The following is a 14,667-nucleotide window of genomic DNA, read 5'->3' on the forward strand; positions in this document are numbered from 1 at the left end:
GATGATTTCGGTGGGTGTGGCTTTTGAAATGGTGTGTACCAATGCCGTTATGGATAATGCCTAGGGCCGCATAATGTATATTATGTTAAATCATGTGCTATGTCAGATATGTTCATAAGCCACGTAACTCACTGATTCGACGTATTCGTTTCTGACCTCTACTCTCTCAACGGGCCATGTCCATGGTGTTCATGACAAGTCCTTGAATGAGGTGGCTGCCGATGAAGCTGATTCAGTGCCGTTTCTCTTCAGGTCAGCGTGTTCCGCTGCTCGTGCACGCTGGTAACGCGGAGCCGTTGCCCATACTCGTTCCGTTCATCTACGTCCAACTCAGACTCAGGCACCGGGCTTACAATACGGCAGCAGCACATCTGCGCGCGATCCAGGCTTTCTATAGCTATGCCAAAAGCCGTGACCTCAATATTGATGACGCCATCTTGGCCTGCCAATTCGAATCGATTTTGGCTTTACTGGACGGTTACGCCATTTGGCTCCAAAGCGGCCGTCAAGCCGACAACCTGGTTGCCCGAATCGGCAAAGCTGAAACGGCACCTTTTCCGCAGATCGATCCGCGTACTCGTGACCAGTACCTGCGTTTGCTGAAGCTATACCTGTCCTGGTGTGTCACCCGATACATCCCGCGCGCTCGTCAAAATTCAACCACCCTGGCTAACATCGAGGTGGTATTTGCAGATGTCGCTGACGTGATAGAGCGGCGCTTTGAGAGCCATATCATCAATGTTCGTCCCGACCATGCTCGTTACCGCAGCCTGACAGATACGCAACTTCAGATCGTTCGCACACTGATTCGCCCCGGCGCTACGGCGAATCCGTTCCCGGAAAGGCTGCAACTGCGCAATTGGCTGATGATTGAACTACTACTGGAGACCGGTATGCGCCGAGGGGAGCTTCTCAAGCTCTACACCACCGATGTCAATGATGGGTCTCAGCATGCCTATGTCAGCATCAATGATCGCGAGCATGAGCCAGGTGACCCTCGTGCTGAAGAGCCTGCGTTGAAAACACACGGACGGACGTTAGGCATTTCCGCGCAGTTGTATGAGGTCTACGAACGCTATATCCAGCGCGAAAGACGCCCTTTGCGTAACGGCAAACCGATGAAATTGCTGTACCGCTATCTGTTCATCTCAGACCGAGGCCGCCCACTGTCGATTCGCGCATTGTCTAACGTCCTTGATCGGCTGTTTCGGACCATTGAACTGGCTCATCCGGGGTTGTTGCCTACACTTTCCGCGCATGACTTTCGCCACACCTTTGCCGACCGGTTTTTGGCTTACCTGGTTGAGAAGCTTGGGTATGACCTCGAGCGGGCCACGGACGAACTCCGACGAGTCTGCGGTTGGTCTGATACTTCGACGATGCCACGCCGTTATGCAAGTCGTTATCTAGCCGAGTCGGCCAACCTCCACAACGCCCAGCGTGCCTTGGCAGCCTGGAGCCGACTTGACAGTTAAGGAAGTTCGCAGTGACCAAATCAGCCGATCAAGAACATGCTTCACCCTCCTCCTCTTTTCCGACCTACGTGTTCAAAGGCCCGGCTCAGATTGCGATTCGAACTCGCACTAATGACCAGCCAAGGTATGTCGATACTCGATTGAACGTCTGGACGTGGTACGACGGCGGCATGGCAATGAATATTGATTGGTCTGGTCTAAAGTTGAGCTCGGAGTTTGTCGAAATAGCCAAAGCATTTATGGTTCATATGTTAGAGAAATATTCCCCTTCAACTGCATATAGGGCCGCTCGAATGCTCTATCGGGTTTCGGAAAGTGATATTTCCTTGAGATTCCCTTGGGCAGCCGACGAAATTATTAGCGCATTCAAAAGCTGGAGCAGTTCAAGAGAGTACGTAGTCGTCTTTCGCACGCTTTATCGCTGGGCAATGGATAGAGGAATCACCGGATTTAGTAACGACATTTATCTAAAGATAAAAAACTTCAAAACCGAACGTTCATCTCCCTACTCTCGAATTTTTCTCTCTCAGTCGGGTTTGGAACTCGATGAGGAAATTCTATTGCTTAATCGCATTGAGCGACAATCTTTATCTGACTCTTGGGAGGATATCCAGTTTAATATAGTGCTTCACTTAGGTTTCGAACTCGCACCTCGATCGATTCAATTTCATTCGCTAGACATTGCGGATTTTGAGTTTATTGAAAGCGCTTATAACGAGAAGTACTACACCCTGTGGCTACCCATGGCCAAAAAAGTTGGCCAACGCAGACCTGAGCGGCGCCCCCGTAAAATAACCGCGCCTCTGGGAGTGAAAATCTCACGCCACGTTTTAGAAATTCAACGCCGTTTTGGTAACGACTGTGAACCATTATTTGTCAATCCTTGTGGAAGGCGTCTCTCGGTTAGCGAAATCGGTTCAGGCCTCAAACACGAGTTGCGTGAAGCAGGGATAGATAGGCCGAATCAGGTATCCATATTGTTGCGTCATCACCTCGGGCAAGGTTTGGCGGATCAGGGTACTCCGGCAGACATGATTGCCGAACTGCTCGGGCACAACAGCACGGTTGCGGCCCGTGCTTATGTAACGGCAACCCCCAACATTGCCCGGATAAAAGAGAAAGCACTGGGTAAGAGCCCGGCCTATCAACGCATCATGCGCAGCTTATTAACTGGGAAAATCGTCCAACGCCGCGATACTGCTCCTGAAAGAGTCGTCCGCGGCGTCATTGATACGCAGTACATCGGCGATATTGGCGCCTGCGCCCTGCCGGTCCATACCCACTGTCCCTACAACCCTATATACGCCTGCTACACCTGCAAGAAGTTCCACCCCTTTTCTGACGGCCGCCATGAGCAGGTGAAGGAGGCGTTGCAACGAGAGGCCCAACGGTTCATTGATAGGGCAGAACAAGCCGGTGACCTCATTCACAACCGGCCCGTGGCCCAGCATCAGACAACCATTCTGGCGGTAAGCGCTACGATCGAGCGCTGCCGGCAGCAAACTGAGGATGCCGCGGATGACGCTGTCTAGAGCAAGTCAACGCCTCGGAGGTTTTGTTACACAGGAACAAGCGATTTTCCATTCGTTACCGATTTCAACACCGTGGGCGTCATCGTTATGGGGCGTCGGAAGCTGGTTACCACAACGTGGAAAGCAAAATACGCTTACCTTCGAGACGCATCGGCAAGCCCTCGAAAAAACGGGCTATCCTTCTCCGGCGAAGGGCCCACTTCCCCTCGTGTTCCAAGATTTTAACAAGGCCCTGATTTTGTATCTACAACGCACCCGGAGCCTGCAGTTTTCGATGGTCGCTGCATACAATATTGCCGTCCGGCGGCTCTACAACCCCTTGTTTGAGCGCGGTGTATCCGATCCCACACAATTGACGCGAGGCGACTTTGATCGCGTCGTAGGATTTCTCCGTGAGAGCGGCTACAAGAATCTCTATGACGCGATCTCTCACCTCCAAGTAATAGCGGATACGATTGATAATCTGCAATTAACCGAGATCGCCATCCACTTTGATCATGATGAAAAACCAGAAAAGCGCCGTCACGACTATATTTCGCTGCATGATCCCGATCGCACTGTAAAACAGCGTAAATCTGATGAGAAGTTGCCCTCTCGTGAGGCGATGGAAGCCTACGCCCTTTGTTCGAATAATCCGCTTAATGACAGCGAAGAAATCCTGCTGCGCGTGATTGATTTGCTGATCGCGACTGGGCAACGGGGTAATGAGGTTTCAGTAATACCTTATGACTGTTGGGTCGAAAGACCAATCAAAGGAGCGATAGGTGAGGTGGTTGTAGATGCAAATGGCAAGCGCCTGGTCGAATGCGGAATTAGGTACTTTGCGGAAAAGCAGTTTCAATCCCGTGTTCATTGGTTCGCAGAAAGCGACGTTCCTTTAGCCAGGCGTGCGGTCGAACGATTGAAGGTGCTGACGCAAGAGCAACGAGAAATCGCGATGTGGCAAGAGGCCCATCCAGGCCGCCTGTGGGATTACTCGCCGCAAAAAGAAATGTCAGAAGCTGAAGTTTTTAGCTGGCTTGGATTCAGTCAAAATCGCGATGCCTCTCGAAACCTGAGTGCGTACTTCTCACGAAATGGAATCCATCCTAGCAAGGCGGCGAGGCGAAAGTATTTGGCTGGCGATATTGAGAGTTTTCTCGTCCCTAAACTTCACGGGCATGCCGCGCTTACCGAAAATGTCAGCGGTAAGCTTCGTGTTGTCTTAAAAACAAGTGAAACACTTGCCATCGCATTTGACGGACAATTTCGTTTGGGGGGACGTGAGGCCAACGTGTTCCGTGCCATTCCACGACGAGTGATGTTGGTTGACATTAACCGAGCACTCGGCGCGGATCCGCGATTCTCGTCCATATTTTCGCGCCGCTCATTATTTGAAGCGGATGGGACACCGATCAAGCTGACTAGCCATCAACCGCGCCACTGGCGAAATACTATTTACCATCTGACTGGCATGAGCAATGTTCAGCAGGCGCTGGCCTTGGGGCGAAAACGCCTCGACCAGAATGTCTATTACCAACACACAAGCATTGAAGAAAACACCGCTACCCATCAAGAGTTCTTGGCGTTCAATAGCCATCACGAGCGTATCGACTTTCTACATGCGGGCATAAGAGATAAGCGCATTCATGGCGCTTTGACCGACAGTTACCATGCGCTGCTGTCAGATAAAGGCGCGATCACGGCAGATGCATTCCTCACCGTACACGCAACGGCGCTGCACGTGACACCCTTTGGAGGTTGCATTCACGACTTCTCCCAAGCGCCCTGCCCTAAGCATCTTCAGTGCTGGAATGGCTGCTCGCATCTGCATCTGATGGGCACACCATCGGAACGGGTTAACCTTAAGAAACAAGCCGATAATCTGACGACCGCAATTACCATTATGCGCGATGCCGGTGCCGGAGAGGCAGGCAGCGATGTATGGCTGGCAGACCAGGAAGACAAGCTCAATAATTTAAGATCCGTCCTTGCACGCGATACCAATGTAGGCGTGCAACGCGTGTTTCCAGATGGGCATCCTGTGACAGTTGCAGATACGGACAAACGACACAGTTCGGTTTCAGATGACTAGAGGCTACTATGGCGAGACGACAGATATTGCGGGGCGGGACTCTAGATGAGGCAATAGACGCCCTCCTCGCCCAGATGATTAGCTCAGGAGTGGAGCTCGCCCCCATTTCCCGACCGGAGGTGCAGCGCCGGCTGGGCCTGACAAGCCGAGCTACGCTAGGAGGTGAACGTGGAAACAGAATCGAGTCTGCGCGAATCGCACAACTGAGGGAAAGCGGGAGAGACCCAGATGGTGCCCGTCGACGCAGGAGCCTTGAGGAGCGTATTGCAAGTCTTAAGACGGAAAATGCAGTTCTGGTGAGGCAGCGAGACCAGATTTTTGAAGCCCTTTCGGCAATAGCGCACAATTGCCTACTTAGCGGGCTGGATGTCGAGTCGATAATGGCACCGCTGAGGAACACTCATAAATCTACCTAGCCAGGTCATCGACTACAGATTACGGCATGATCAGCGGAGTTGCCCTAGGACAAGTTTGCACAGGTTTCTAACGACTATACATTACGGTATGGGTTGCTCGGCTACCGCTCCACGCCCTACCGCTTTAGCCATCCAACCAGGCAGACCTTACTGAAATGTCTCCACCGGCTGACCTATTTGTAGGGTCACAGCATGAAGCCCTCTGCGAGTTGCAGCAGCATATCTTCAACCTGGCTTGTGCCTTGCTGACTATTCAGCATCTGCACAGGAGCCATGCCGCCGAATCGCACCTTGGGCTTTGAGAGCCAAAGCTTGGCTTTGTCGGACTCACCAAACACCGCATCGGCCATAGCGTGGATATGCGCGACGCGAAAGAAGCGATCGCTCTCCTCAACTGTCAGGAACTGATTACGGCTGATGCGACTCTTTAGCGTTTGCGGTGGGATAATTTGATCGCGTTCGAGCTGCGACACCGTTCCGTCTTCAGTCAGCTGCACCAGTCGGGTTGCAGGAAAACCCTGTGTAATACAGTTGTGAATATCCATATCACTGGCCAAGACCGAAATATCTAGCAAGGTTTTAAGGCGCACACGGTACGCTGAGTATCCAGAGCCACGAAGAATTTCAGCTCGCATGGCGAATCTCCTGAAATCGTGATACCACATGATGCGTGGCGGTCGCGGTTTGATGCAAGAAGATTGACATCTGCGTCAATCAACTATGGTGTTTACCTGTAGCCCTTGAGGCACTTTAGTTCTATCCCCTAAAGGGGTCTGCAAAGCCCGGCAACGACCGGTTTTTTGCTTTTCTGTTTTTTGCTCCTACTCAAGTGCTAGCGATAAACCTCCGAACCCTGAACTACCGAGGAATTCTCGGTAGTTGCCGCTTTGAATTAATTCCGCTTGCGGCGATCTCGCATGCGCCTCCCCTCGCGGCCACACGACTATCACCGTTGCGATTTCCAACCAGAAGCGCATCGCATCGGTCGCAGTAAAGACTGCTCTGGTCGTGAACATTGACGGTAACCGCAAAGTTCTGGACATGCAGGCTGCCACTTCAGAGGCTGAGCCGTTCTAGGCGAACCTCCTGCGTAACCTCAGCACTGAGGCTTGAGGTGAAAGCTGGTCATTTTCGACCCTATGAAGGCCTGAAGGCGCCGGGCTCCACGCCAATTGGCAGCGCTTCATGCGTTGGGATAACTCGGATTGCTCAGGGCGCCTCGTAGTCGACCTCAGTTTAAGACAACGAGACATCTACGGAACACGGGGCGATTCAGTGTTTCCGAGCTTGCCGGCGGTACCTTTCCGCCATTCGTCCTGAACATGCAAAGAATTATCCTTACCGGAAGGCTGCATATCGACCCCAAGCAGTGGTCTATTTTCTTTCCTGCTCGGATTTTAGTACCTGCACGCCGTGGACATCCGGTGTTGCGCAAAATACTTCTAGCGCAGCGGCTTTAACGCAAATATTGTTGTATCCGCCAAGAAGTTCGTAGCTATTTACCGTGAGGACCGCATTCACCCCAGTGGCAATCCTAGTCCTAATTTGTTCTCGTACGCTTTCATCAAAACCATATTCCCTTATCACCCGGTCCAATGTGATATCAACAAACGCGTGCTCAAGCGCGACAATACAGTTTTTGGATACATTCATATAGGTGAGGGGGCCATTTCCCGAGTCTTTAACCACCCCAGTATCCGTGAGTAGCGCACAGCGCTCATCGAACACAGCGACGAATATAGTTGTGGAGAACTCTGGAGCTATAAAAAATTCATTTATAAATCCATCCAACTGGGACTCATCGTCATATCTGTCAACGTAGAGAAACAGTAGCAACAGTCTAATCCACTGCTGATACTCCTTCGACGAAACGCCGTAAGTCTTGCAGATATACGCTTCTTCAGATGAGTTTTTTTTGGCCAGCGCCAGATACAGCGAATGGGCGCCAGGTTTATCGAGGGAGTGATCTAAGAAGGTATCGAACCGCTTTAACACCTCCTTGATTTTATAAGGGTTTCGCAACCAGTTCATTGTTTTATAGGTATAAATAAACTTGACGTGACCGAGAAACCTCTCAAAGTCGAAGCCTTCTAAATCCTTCAAATGTATTTTAGGTTGCTTATCCAAGCGACCTCTAACTTCGTTGATCATAGCAAGTAAACTGGACACATGCTCAGGATAGGGAGCTTCGTGAGGTTCGAACAAGCGCTCGAAATTCAACCGGTCTTTCTCGCCTGTTCGCATGAAAGTAAATAGATCCTGAAATCCAAGATTTCTCCAGATCTGAGTCTTTCCTTCCAGACGGATTATTGGTTTTTTGCTATCAACAATCGAGAATCGATAGATCTCAGCCTTTTTTGACTTGGTATCTTTCGAGCAGGAGTTCAGCCGTTGCTCGGATCGTGAAACGAAATGCTGGTTAGCGGTAGGGTTTATGAAATCGTCAAGACTCGTCACATCTGGCCTTTGGATACAAAAGAGTGGGAGGATGCCACCATTACGGATAATGGCGCCCAGAGAGGAAGGAGTGAGCGTGCCCTGATTCATCACGGCCTGAAATAAATCAGCGGGCTACCCAATCAAGCCCAAGTGCCAAGCTTATGTCAGACTCGCCGCCGCAGGTGAGCTCTCACAAAACGCTCCCGTCAGTCACGCACCGAGCCTGACTGAGCAGGTGCCTATGTTTCCTAAACTACGTTTTGAAAAGCGCTTGAACTTTCAACTGGGCGTTCGCGAGGTCTGATCGTAGCAGGTACTCGTTGAGGCCGATTACCGCGTGAATTCCTGCTGTGCTGACGCTGGGTTGCTGCTGCTTAATGTTATCAATAAGCCCTGGGTAGCAACCCACCGCAACCGTTTTACCACGTTGTTCAACCAGCAAAGGCGCAGACGAAATCGGGCCAACCCTACAGGCATATCCCGCTAATTCAAGGCTGGCACGAAGCTGAGCCAGTTTTACCAACTGGTCGGTGGCCGATGAACAGGCTGGAATCTCTCCTCGTACCGCGTAACGCAAGAGCATCGCACCCAAATGCCGATCAAGGCGGTGCCGAAGGTGTTGGTTATGGAAGTGGTTGAGGCATTCTGTGCAGGAGGCCTCACATGTGCAGTTTTCCAACAGATTAATAGTGGAGTCTAAAATCTCTTCCATGTGCCGCGCTGCAATCTCTGCGTACCCTGCGCCCCCTGACAACGTGTCGTACAAAAATAGGTCCAGGATACGGGCGTCATCCTGCAGCGCAGGCTCAATCCTAAAGCCAGAACCGAACTCGGCAGGGTCCAGATCCAGTTGCCGATGCCGACTGGCCGCAAGCCGCAGCGCCTCTGCAAGTGAATGCAAGGCATCTTCGAGAATATGCAACACCACCCCGTTTACCGTGTCGGTCACGATAGGCTCCGCGATTTTGAGGCGCAACAGTAGAAGGTCCGTGTCGAAGTGATGGCCCAGCAACACGCGTGCGAACTGCCCAGAGCACTTCGGAGGTGTTCCTTTTGGACCTAGTGGCCTGTAGGGGCGGTCATGTGGCCCCGCGTTCGCCTCCTGATCAAAGACTGAGGCATGGCCGCATTCCATGCACACTGAAAAGCCCCCTTCCCCTGTGCCTTCCTTACCTCGGTTGACGGTGACGAGCGTGCGGTCGATGGCATGGGTATAGCTTGCATACGGACCACAGGCGGAAAAGCGGAAAATCTCCGGATCGACAGGTTGCGGCAACTGGGCCATCGTCGCGTAGGTGATTTCCTGCTCGCGGTCATTTTCCGGCAAATCCGCGGCGCTCTCCGGGCCGAACACCTCTGGCACAATCATCTGTTCTGTCACCAATTGTTGGCCGCAGACGGGACAGTTCATCTGTTCTTTGCCTGAACGATTGGGATCACGTACAAACGAGCAGGCTTTACAGTGTGTGTGCGGTTTTTTGTTTTCGAAGAGAGGGCCTGCACGATTTACGACACCCGCTGGTAGATCTGCAAAGACACCGCCAGAGCGATAGGTTTTCTTGTCAATAACGATGAGGCGCCCCGGTGCATACTCGCTCAGGGCTTTGATGATCGACTGTTGCGGGCGTTGCACCGTCCGCACTTCCCAACGTTCTCGGGTGTTTTTGCTCAACTTTTCCACGAGAAAACTGCAAAGACTGGTCGGGAACGCGTAGCTCGGGAGCAACCCGTGAAAGAACAAAAACTCCAGAAGTTCCGCCTGTTCCGTACTCGGTGGAGGATCCTCGCCATCCTGGATACCTTGTTCAGCGAGACCTTCATGCCTCGTAGTCACCTCGACGGTTATGCTCAGATTCTTGAGTTCCTCAAGCAAGCCCTTACTGGTATCAGCCAGCCATTCCATCAATGAAAGTCCGCGGGTATCCAATCCCGGCGGTAGCCAAGCGACAATGGACTCGCGCAGATCGCCGTCACTGGCCAGGACCCGACGAGCCACCCAAGCTTCGAAGCTATTCAGAGTGGGACCGGTTTGCTCGGTGCTGCAGAAGAAATCCTCAGTAGGCCCTAGTGCTTTGAGCAACGATGAATTTTTCTCAGTCAGCGCACCGGTGCATTGCGCCATGATTTCATGGAAAAAAGTCTGGATCAGGTAAGCGTGGAGATGCCGACGGGCGATTTTCGCATTATCGATCTTGACCTCCGGTGTCCGAGGTGGACCTGCCACGATACTTTCAGGGTTTAAGAAGTAGTGGCTGTCATGCGGACCATTCTGTGAGTAGGTGACAACGGTAGAGACCGACGAACCGCGCCGCCCTGCCCGACCAGCGCGCTGTTGGTAGTTTTCACGCTGTGGAGGGACATTTCGCAGCGCTACTGCCACCAGCGAGCCGATGTCGACGCCTACCTCCATTGTCGTTGTGCAACTGAGTACGTCGATCGGGCGGTCTCGATCCTCAATTAGCACGTCTTGGAACCGCATCTCATAGAGCTCTGTGGTCGCGTGCACCCTGCTACGGTCACGGTTCGACAATTGTGCGGTATGTTCCTCGACGCTCATGTTGGACAGCTCCGCTCCGGGCGTTAGCGCCCTAGCTACTGGAAGCCGCCAGAAATTTTTACGAGCCGTGACATATTCGCTGTTCTTTGGATCGAGAGACGATGCTGCGTCGCTGCCGCATGCCAGACAAACTTTGCCTTCCAAGGCGAAAGGCATCAGCACAGTGCAGTCAGTGCATTGCGCCCAACAGTGGGCTAAGTCGACGACAACGGCTAAGGAGTCAGGCACCAGGAACCAGGCGCCCTCGAATTCTTCCGCCAATTGGTCTCGGAAGATCGCTTCAACGCGCTGTACTGCCTCACTTGACCAACCGAAATGATTGGTTAGACGCTCCTTCAATGATTTTCCAAACTGACCGTTGCTGCCCCAGGCCGAATTCGCATAACCGGCTGCCTTCCAGCGATAGACCGACTCAATGGATTTGTCGAACGCATACTCCTGCAGCATCGAGTCAATCCACCCTACCGCCAATTCACGGACGTTCGCTTCGCTGATCGCGAGCCCGGTCTTCGACAAGTGCTGGCTGAGTTTTCGCAATTTCAGAGGGGTTGGCTCAACGAAGCCGACCATTGTCCCCGTTAGTGAGTAATAGTTGCCACAAAGGAGTTTTAGTAGGGCAATCTGGTAGCGCGCCGGGATTTCCTGTGGCGTAAAATTCGCTTCAATGGCTTCCGCTAGGTCGGAATCATAATTGTCATCAAATAATTTACGTGCGCTCTCGACTCTTCTCGAATCACCGCCATCGAACATAGGCAGGTCGTGCTCGGTCAATACGGAAAGGAAGGCTAAATATAGTAAGGCTGTGGGCTTGGCGGGTTTTTCCAGATCCATTAGTTTGTGACAAGCCAGTGCGACAGCCTGTCGAAACACGTCGAGTTCGATATCACGTGGAATATCACGTGCTAGCCGAGCGGCCTTTTGCCGACCATCTGAGAAAATCAACACCTTGCGCCCTGCGTTCGGATGCCGTTTATCTTTGGCTCGACTGGCGGATTGTTTCGCCATTTGCGTCCGGACGAGCGCAGTGAACGGCGCCTCCCCCTTGGTGAGGTGATCCATGATTTTCGATGGGGCATCTTTGGCGTTTTTGATCTTACGCGTACAGACCGGACAGTGATCAAAAGTGAGATTGCCTGCATCCGCCGCCTTGTCCGGTACACGGACCTTCCGGAACCCGGCTTCATCGCTCGGCTGTTCATCAGAGAGCCTGCCACTGGCCATATGTAGCCATTTCTCGATATGTCGACTGCGAGGATGGATCGCGTCCTCCACACACAACTCTATCGGCATCAGCGTGGAAACCGAACCGTCGGATAACGGCCCACTGGGCTGATGCCAAACGAAGTCTTGGTCCTCGTTTACAAAACCACGTAAAAAAGCGGCTCCGCAGTCACGATGTGTGAGCAGTTCATACACGCGGCCATTGGCTTCGCAGCCACACTGGGTTGAAGGTTTCGTATACAGACGGCCCAAGATAGTGGGACCGTCATGATGGCCTAAGCGCTTGGAGCAGACAGGGTTCACGCAAGCGAACAGGCCAGGCAATCCGCGATGGAAGAGGTGCAGGCGCGTCGGGAGCAACACCCGCCCATCCGTGCTCCGCTGTGCGTAGCTACCCAGTGCTAAAAGCGTGTCCGTGGCTTTTTCCGCATCGACCGCAGGGTATCTGCCAAACAGCCGATCACTCAGATCGTCTAGTCGAACCGCACGCCCTGATACCTCGGTGATCAAGTTTTCTAGCGGTTCGAATCCGGTGAGATGTTCGAACAACCAGTTTCGAAACGCAGCATGATCCCCGCACGGTGGTTGGCTCCAGCCGAGCCGATGGGCGAGTTGCGCCGCAGCTTCAGTTGCCGCATTTAGGTCCTCGGCCGAACGCTGAAAATCGTCCAGATTAAAATCTGCCAGCGCCTCAAGATGTGCTGCTGGCGCTGCCTGTGATACGCAACGTTGCTCCGGTGTCCCCCGGATAACCCTGACGCGTCGTGGCGATGCGTCGGCCAAGCCCGTCAAGTCTCGCGCAAAACGCTCGCCATCAACCGAAGCGGTGGCTGCGGGTCCGAGACTCGCACTGGTCATGATGCATCGCATGCGCTCTCGTGGAATGTCGAGCCGCGCGCAAAGACGTCGGATCAACAAAGCCACCTCGGCTCCACCGGCTCCCCTGTACATATGCGCTTCGTCCAGAACGAGGATAAACTCGTTGCGTGGGTCCGCTTTGAGCCAGGCCTTCGTCTGATCAAAGATATTGCGCTCGATAGGTCGCATGAGCATGTATTCGAGCATGGAATAGTTGGTGATCAATAGCTCGGGACAACGCGCTTGCATTTCATGGCGAGTCATCATTTCGCGATCAGTGGGCTGGGTCTCAAGCCGGCCTGCCCAATGCTTTCTGGTGAAGTTGCCGCCCTTCTTCTTCCCTGATGCATAGGTCTTGGTTTCAATGGCTGCGGCGCCGTAGAACCCCTCCAAGTCCTTGCTCGGCCAGCGCCCGATCCTGACCAACTCGTCTTTCACGGCAGGCTTCACGGCCACTTTATTATAAAACTCTTCAAACAGTGGCTCTATGAAGCGCTCGTCGCGCTCTTTGGAGCGCTCTCCCGGGTACGGGGTGCGCCCGGTATAGCTACCGAAACGGATCGGCTGGGAGCGGCTTTGAGTCAAGATCGACGATGCCTCAGTATTTCCTATGAGGCGTCGGATCCGCGCCAACTGGTCATTGACCAAGGCGTTCATGGGGTAGAGCAACAGCGCCCGACAGCCGGGCAACTGTGCTGACTGGGGGCGCTCCTGGCCCTCAATCGCCAATTGACCAATGATTGGCATAAGAAAACTTTCGGTTTTGCCAGAGCCGGTACCCGTTGCAACAACCAGGTCCGCGGCCTCGGCACCTAAAAAAGCCGTGAGCGCTTGCGATTGGTGCTCGTAGGGACGAGGGTAAAGCCCGAGCCCCATGAGCGACAACTGGGTGAGCGTATCGGAAGCAATCCTCGGAATGGCGAGTTGATCGAACGGATCGCCTATTTTGTAGACTGCCGTCGCTTCCACATAAGGTGTCTGGACAATAGTTTCAGAGCGCAGCAGCAGAGCATGACGCTCTCTGACGAGCCCTTCATCACGAATATGGTATTGGGCTTCGATGTATTGTCGAAGGCTATCGGCCAAACTTTTCGCTGTCTCGTGAACACCCGATGCTTCATTCATTGAAATCCCCCCATTATTGTCTTCCCTCTGCAATCGGGCGTTCTGTCAGGTCCACGCGCAACCCGGCAAGTGCTTGACGCAGCAGCGGAAACATCTCACGCGGTATCACATATTCGGTCGTCCCTGCACCGCCAGGCGACGATATTTGCCAGCCCAGCAGCAGCGCTCGTGCCTCTTCCCGCGGCAAATGACGATTCAGGCGTAGTCGAACCTGTGATTGCGACACATGCGCTTGAACTTTCATGGGATAGCCGGCTTGTGCGTCGAGGTGAAACTGCAAGCGCCTCGCCTCTTCCCGTCGCAGTCCCGTCATTTGCCGAAGATGCCCTCGCGACACCTGTACCACAAAGTATTCAAACCGTGGACCTGTGCGGCATCTGGCAAGGAAGAGACCTTCTGCGGTCGCGCAAACAGGCAGTGCGATCCATTTGCCACTAGCCCTTATTGAAACGTCCGCTAGCTCACTAGTCGCAGGTGTCAGTTGCGCCTTGGCACTTGTCAACAACTGGATCGACCACTCCTGCAATCCTTCGAGCGGCGCGCCAATCCATTCCTGTGGTTCCCAGAGGTCTATGCGTCCTGCGCAGGCATCGATGTCGATCAGCCTGAGCCTCCCTGCCCCACGCATCGTGATTGACCAGGGAAAAGTTTGTGCAGGCCCACCGCCAGTGATCACGGCCAGCGGGCCTCCGGTTCTGATCGCCTGTGGCGGGGGGGTTAGCCAACGTCCGCCGTCGAGTCGCACCAGATCCCCTAGCTCTCCCAGGTTCTCCAGAATCGCTTTGACGCCCGGTTCAGCGGCTTGCTCATCGTCGAGAGTCGGCCACAAGGGGAGCAAACGCCGGCGAACCAGACTCGTCAAACTGAGCGTGGTCGCCGGCACCCAAGCTTCCCGATCCGTACTGGGGGCAGAACACAGATAGGATGCGGCCCGAAGACACTCCGCTACGGCCGCGATCCTCAATCCTTC

7 protein-coding genes are annotated in these 14,667 nt (G+C 53.4%); 3 read left to right on the forward strand and 4 right to left on the reverse strand.

The window, feature by feature from the left end; all coding sequences use genetic code 11:
- Positions 1-221 precede the first annotated feature (221 nt).
- The 3 genes from QRN20_RS01510 to QRN20_RS01520 are packed head-to-tail and all read left to right on the forward strand — an operon-like array spanning position 222 to position 5,081.
- Complete coding sequence (locus tag QRN20_RS01510) at positions 222-1,475, forward strand: tyrosine-type recombinase/integrase (protein WP_285359930.1); 1,254 nt, start codon at positions 222-224, stop codon at positions 1,473-1,475.
- An 11-nt stretch (positions 1,476-1,486) separates the two neighbouring features.
- Positions 1,487-3,007 carry a tyrosine-type recombinase/integrase gene (locus QRN20_RS01515; protein WP_285359931.1) on the forward strand — a complete coding sequence of 507 codons (1,521 nt, stop codon included), beginning with the start codon at positions 1,487-1,489 and terminating at the stop codon, positions 3,005-3,007.
- Entirely contained in the window at positions 2,994-5,081 is a 2,088-nt protein-coding gene (locus QRN20_RS01520; protein WP_285359932.1) for a hypothetical protein, read from the forward strand. Before QRN20_RS01515 ends, QRN20_RS01520 begins: the two co-directional genes overlap by 14 nt.
- Positions 5,082-5,682: 601 nt before the next feature.
- On the opposite strand, the gene QRN20_RS01525 is transcribed toward QRN20_RS01520, so the two are convergent.
- From QRN20_RS01525 to druD, 4 genes are all read right to left on the reverse strand, one after another.
- On the reverse strand, positions 5,683-6,132 hold the full coding sequence (locus tag QRN20_RS01525) for an Xre family toxin-antitoxin system antitoxin (RefSeq protein ID WP_285359933.1): 450 nt from the start codon (positions 6,130-6,132) through the stop codon (positions 5,683-5,685).
- Between the two features lie 739 nt (positions 6,133-6,871).
- Complete coding sequence (locus tag QRN20_RS01530; RefSeq protein ID WP_285359934.1) at positions 6,872-8,044, reverse strand: hypothetical protein; 1,173 nt, start codon at positions 8,042-8,044, stop codon at positions 6,872-6,874.
- Between the two features lie 145 nt (positions 8,045-8,189).
- Positions 8,190-13,730: a DEAD/DEAH box helicase family protein gene (locus tag QRN20_RS01535; RefSeq protein ID WP_285359935.1), complete on the reverse strand. Its 5,541-nt coding sequence runs from the start codon at positions 13,728-13,730 to the stop codon at positions 8,190-8,192.
- Positions 13,711-14,580 (reverse strand): Druantia-type antiviral defence protein DruD, encoded by an 870-nt coding sequence (gene druD / locus QRN20_RS01540; RefSeq protein ID WP_285359936.1) that lies wholly within the window; start codon positions 14,578-14,580, stop codon positions 13,711-13,713. The genes QRN20_RS01535 and druD overlap by 20 nt, the downstream gene beginning before the upstream one ends.
- Positions 14,581-14,667: the final 87 nt, after the last annotated feature.

The organism is Pseudomonas sp. fls2-241-TYG-175, assembly GCF_030209155.1.
GTDB classification, from domain to species: Bacteria; Pseudomonadota; Gammaproteobacteria; order Pseudomonadales; family Pseudomonadaceae; genus Aquipseudomonas; species Aquipseudomonas viridiflava.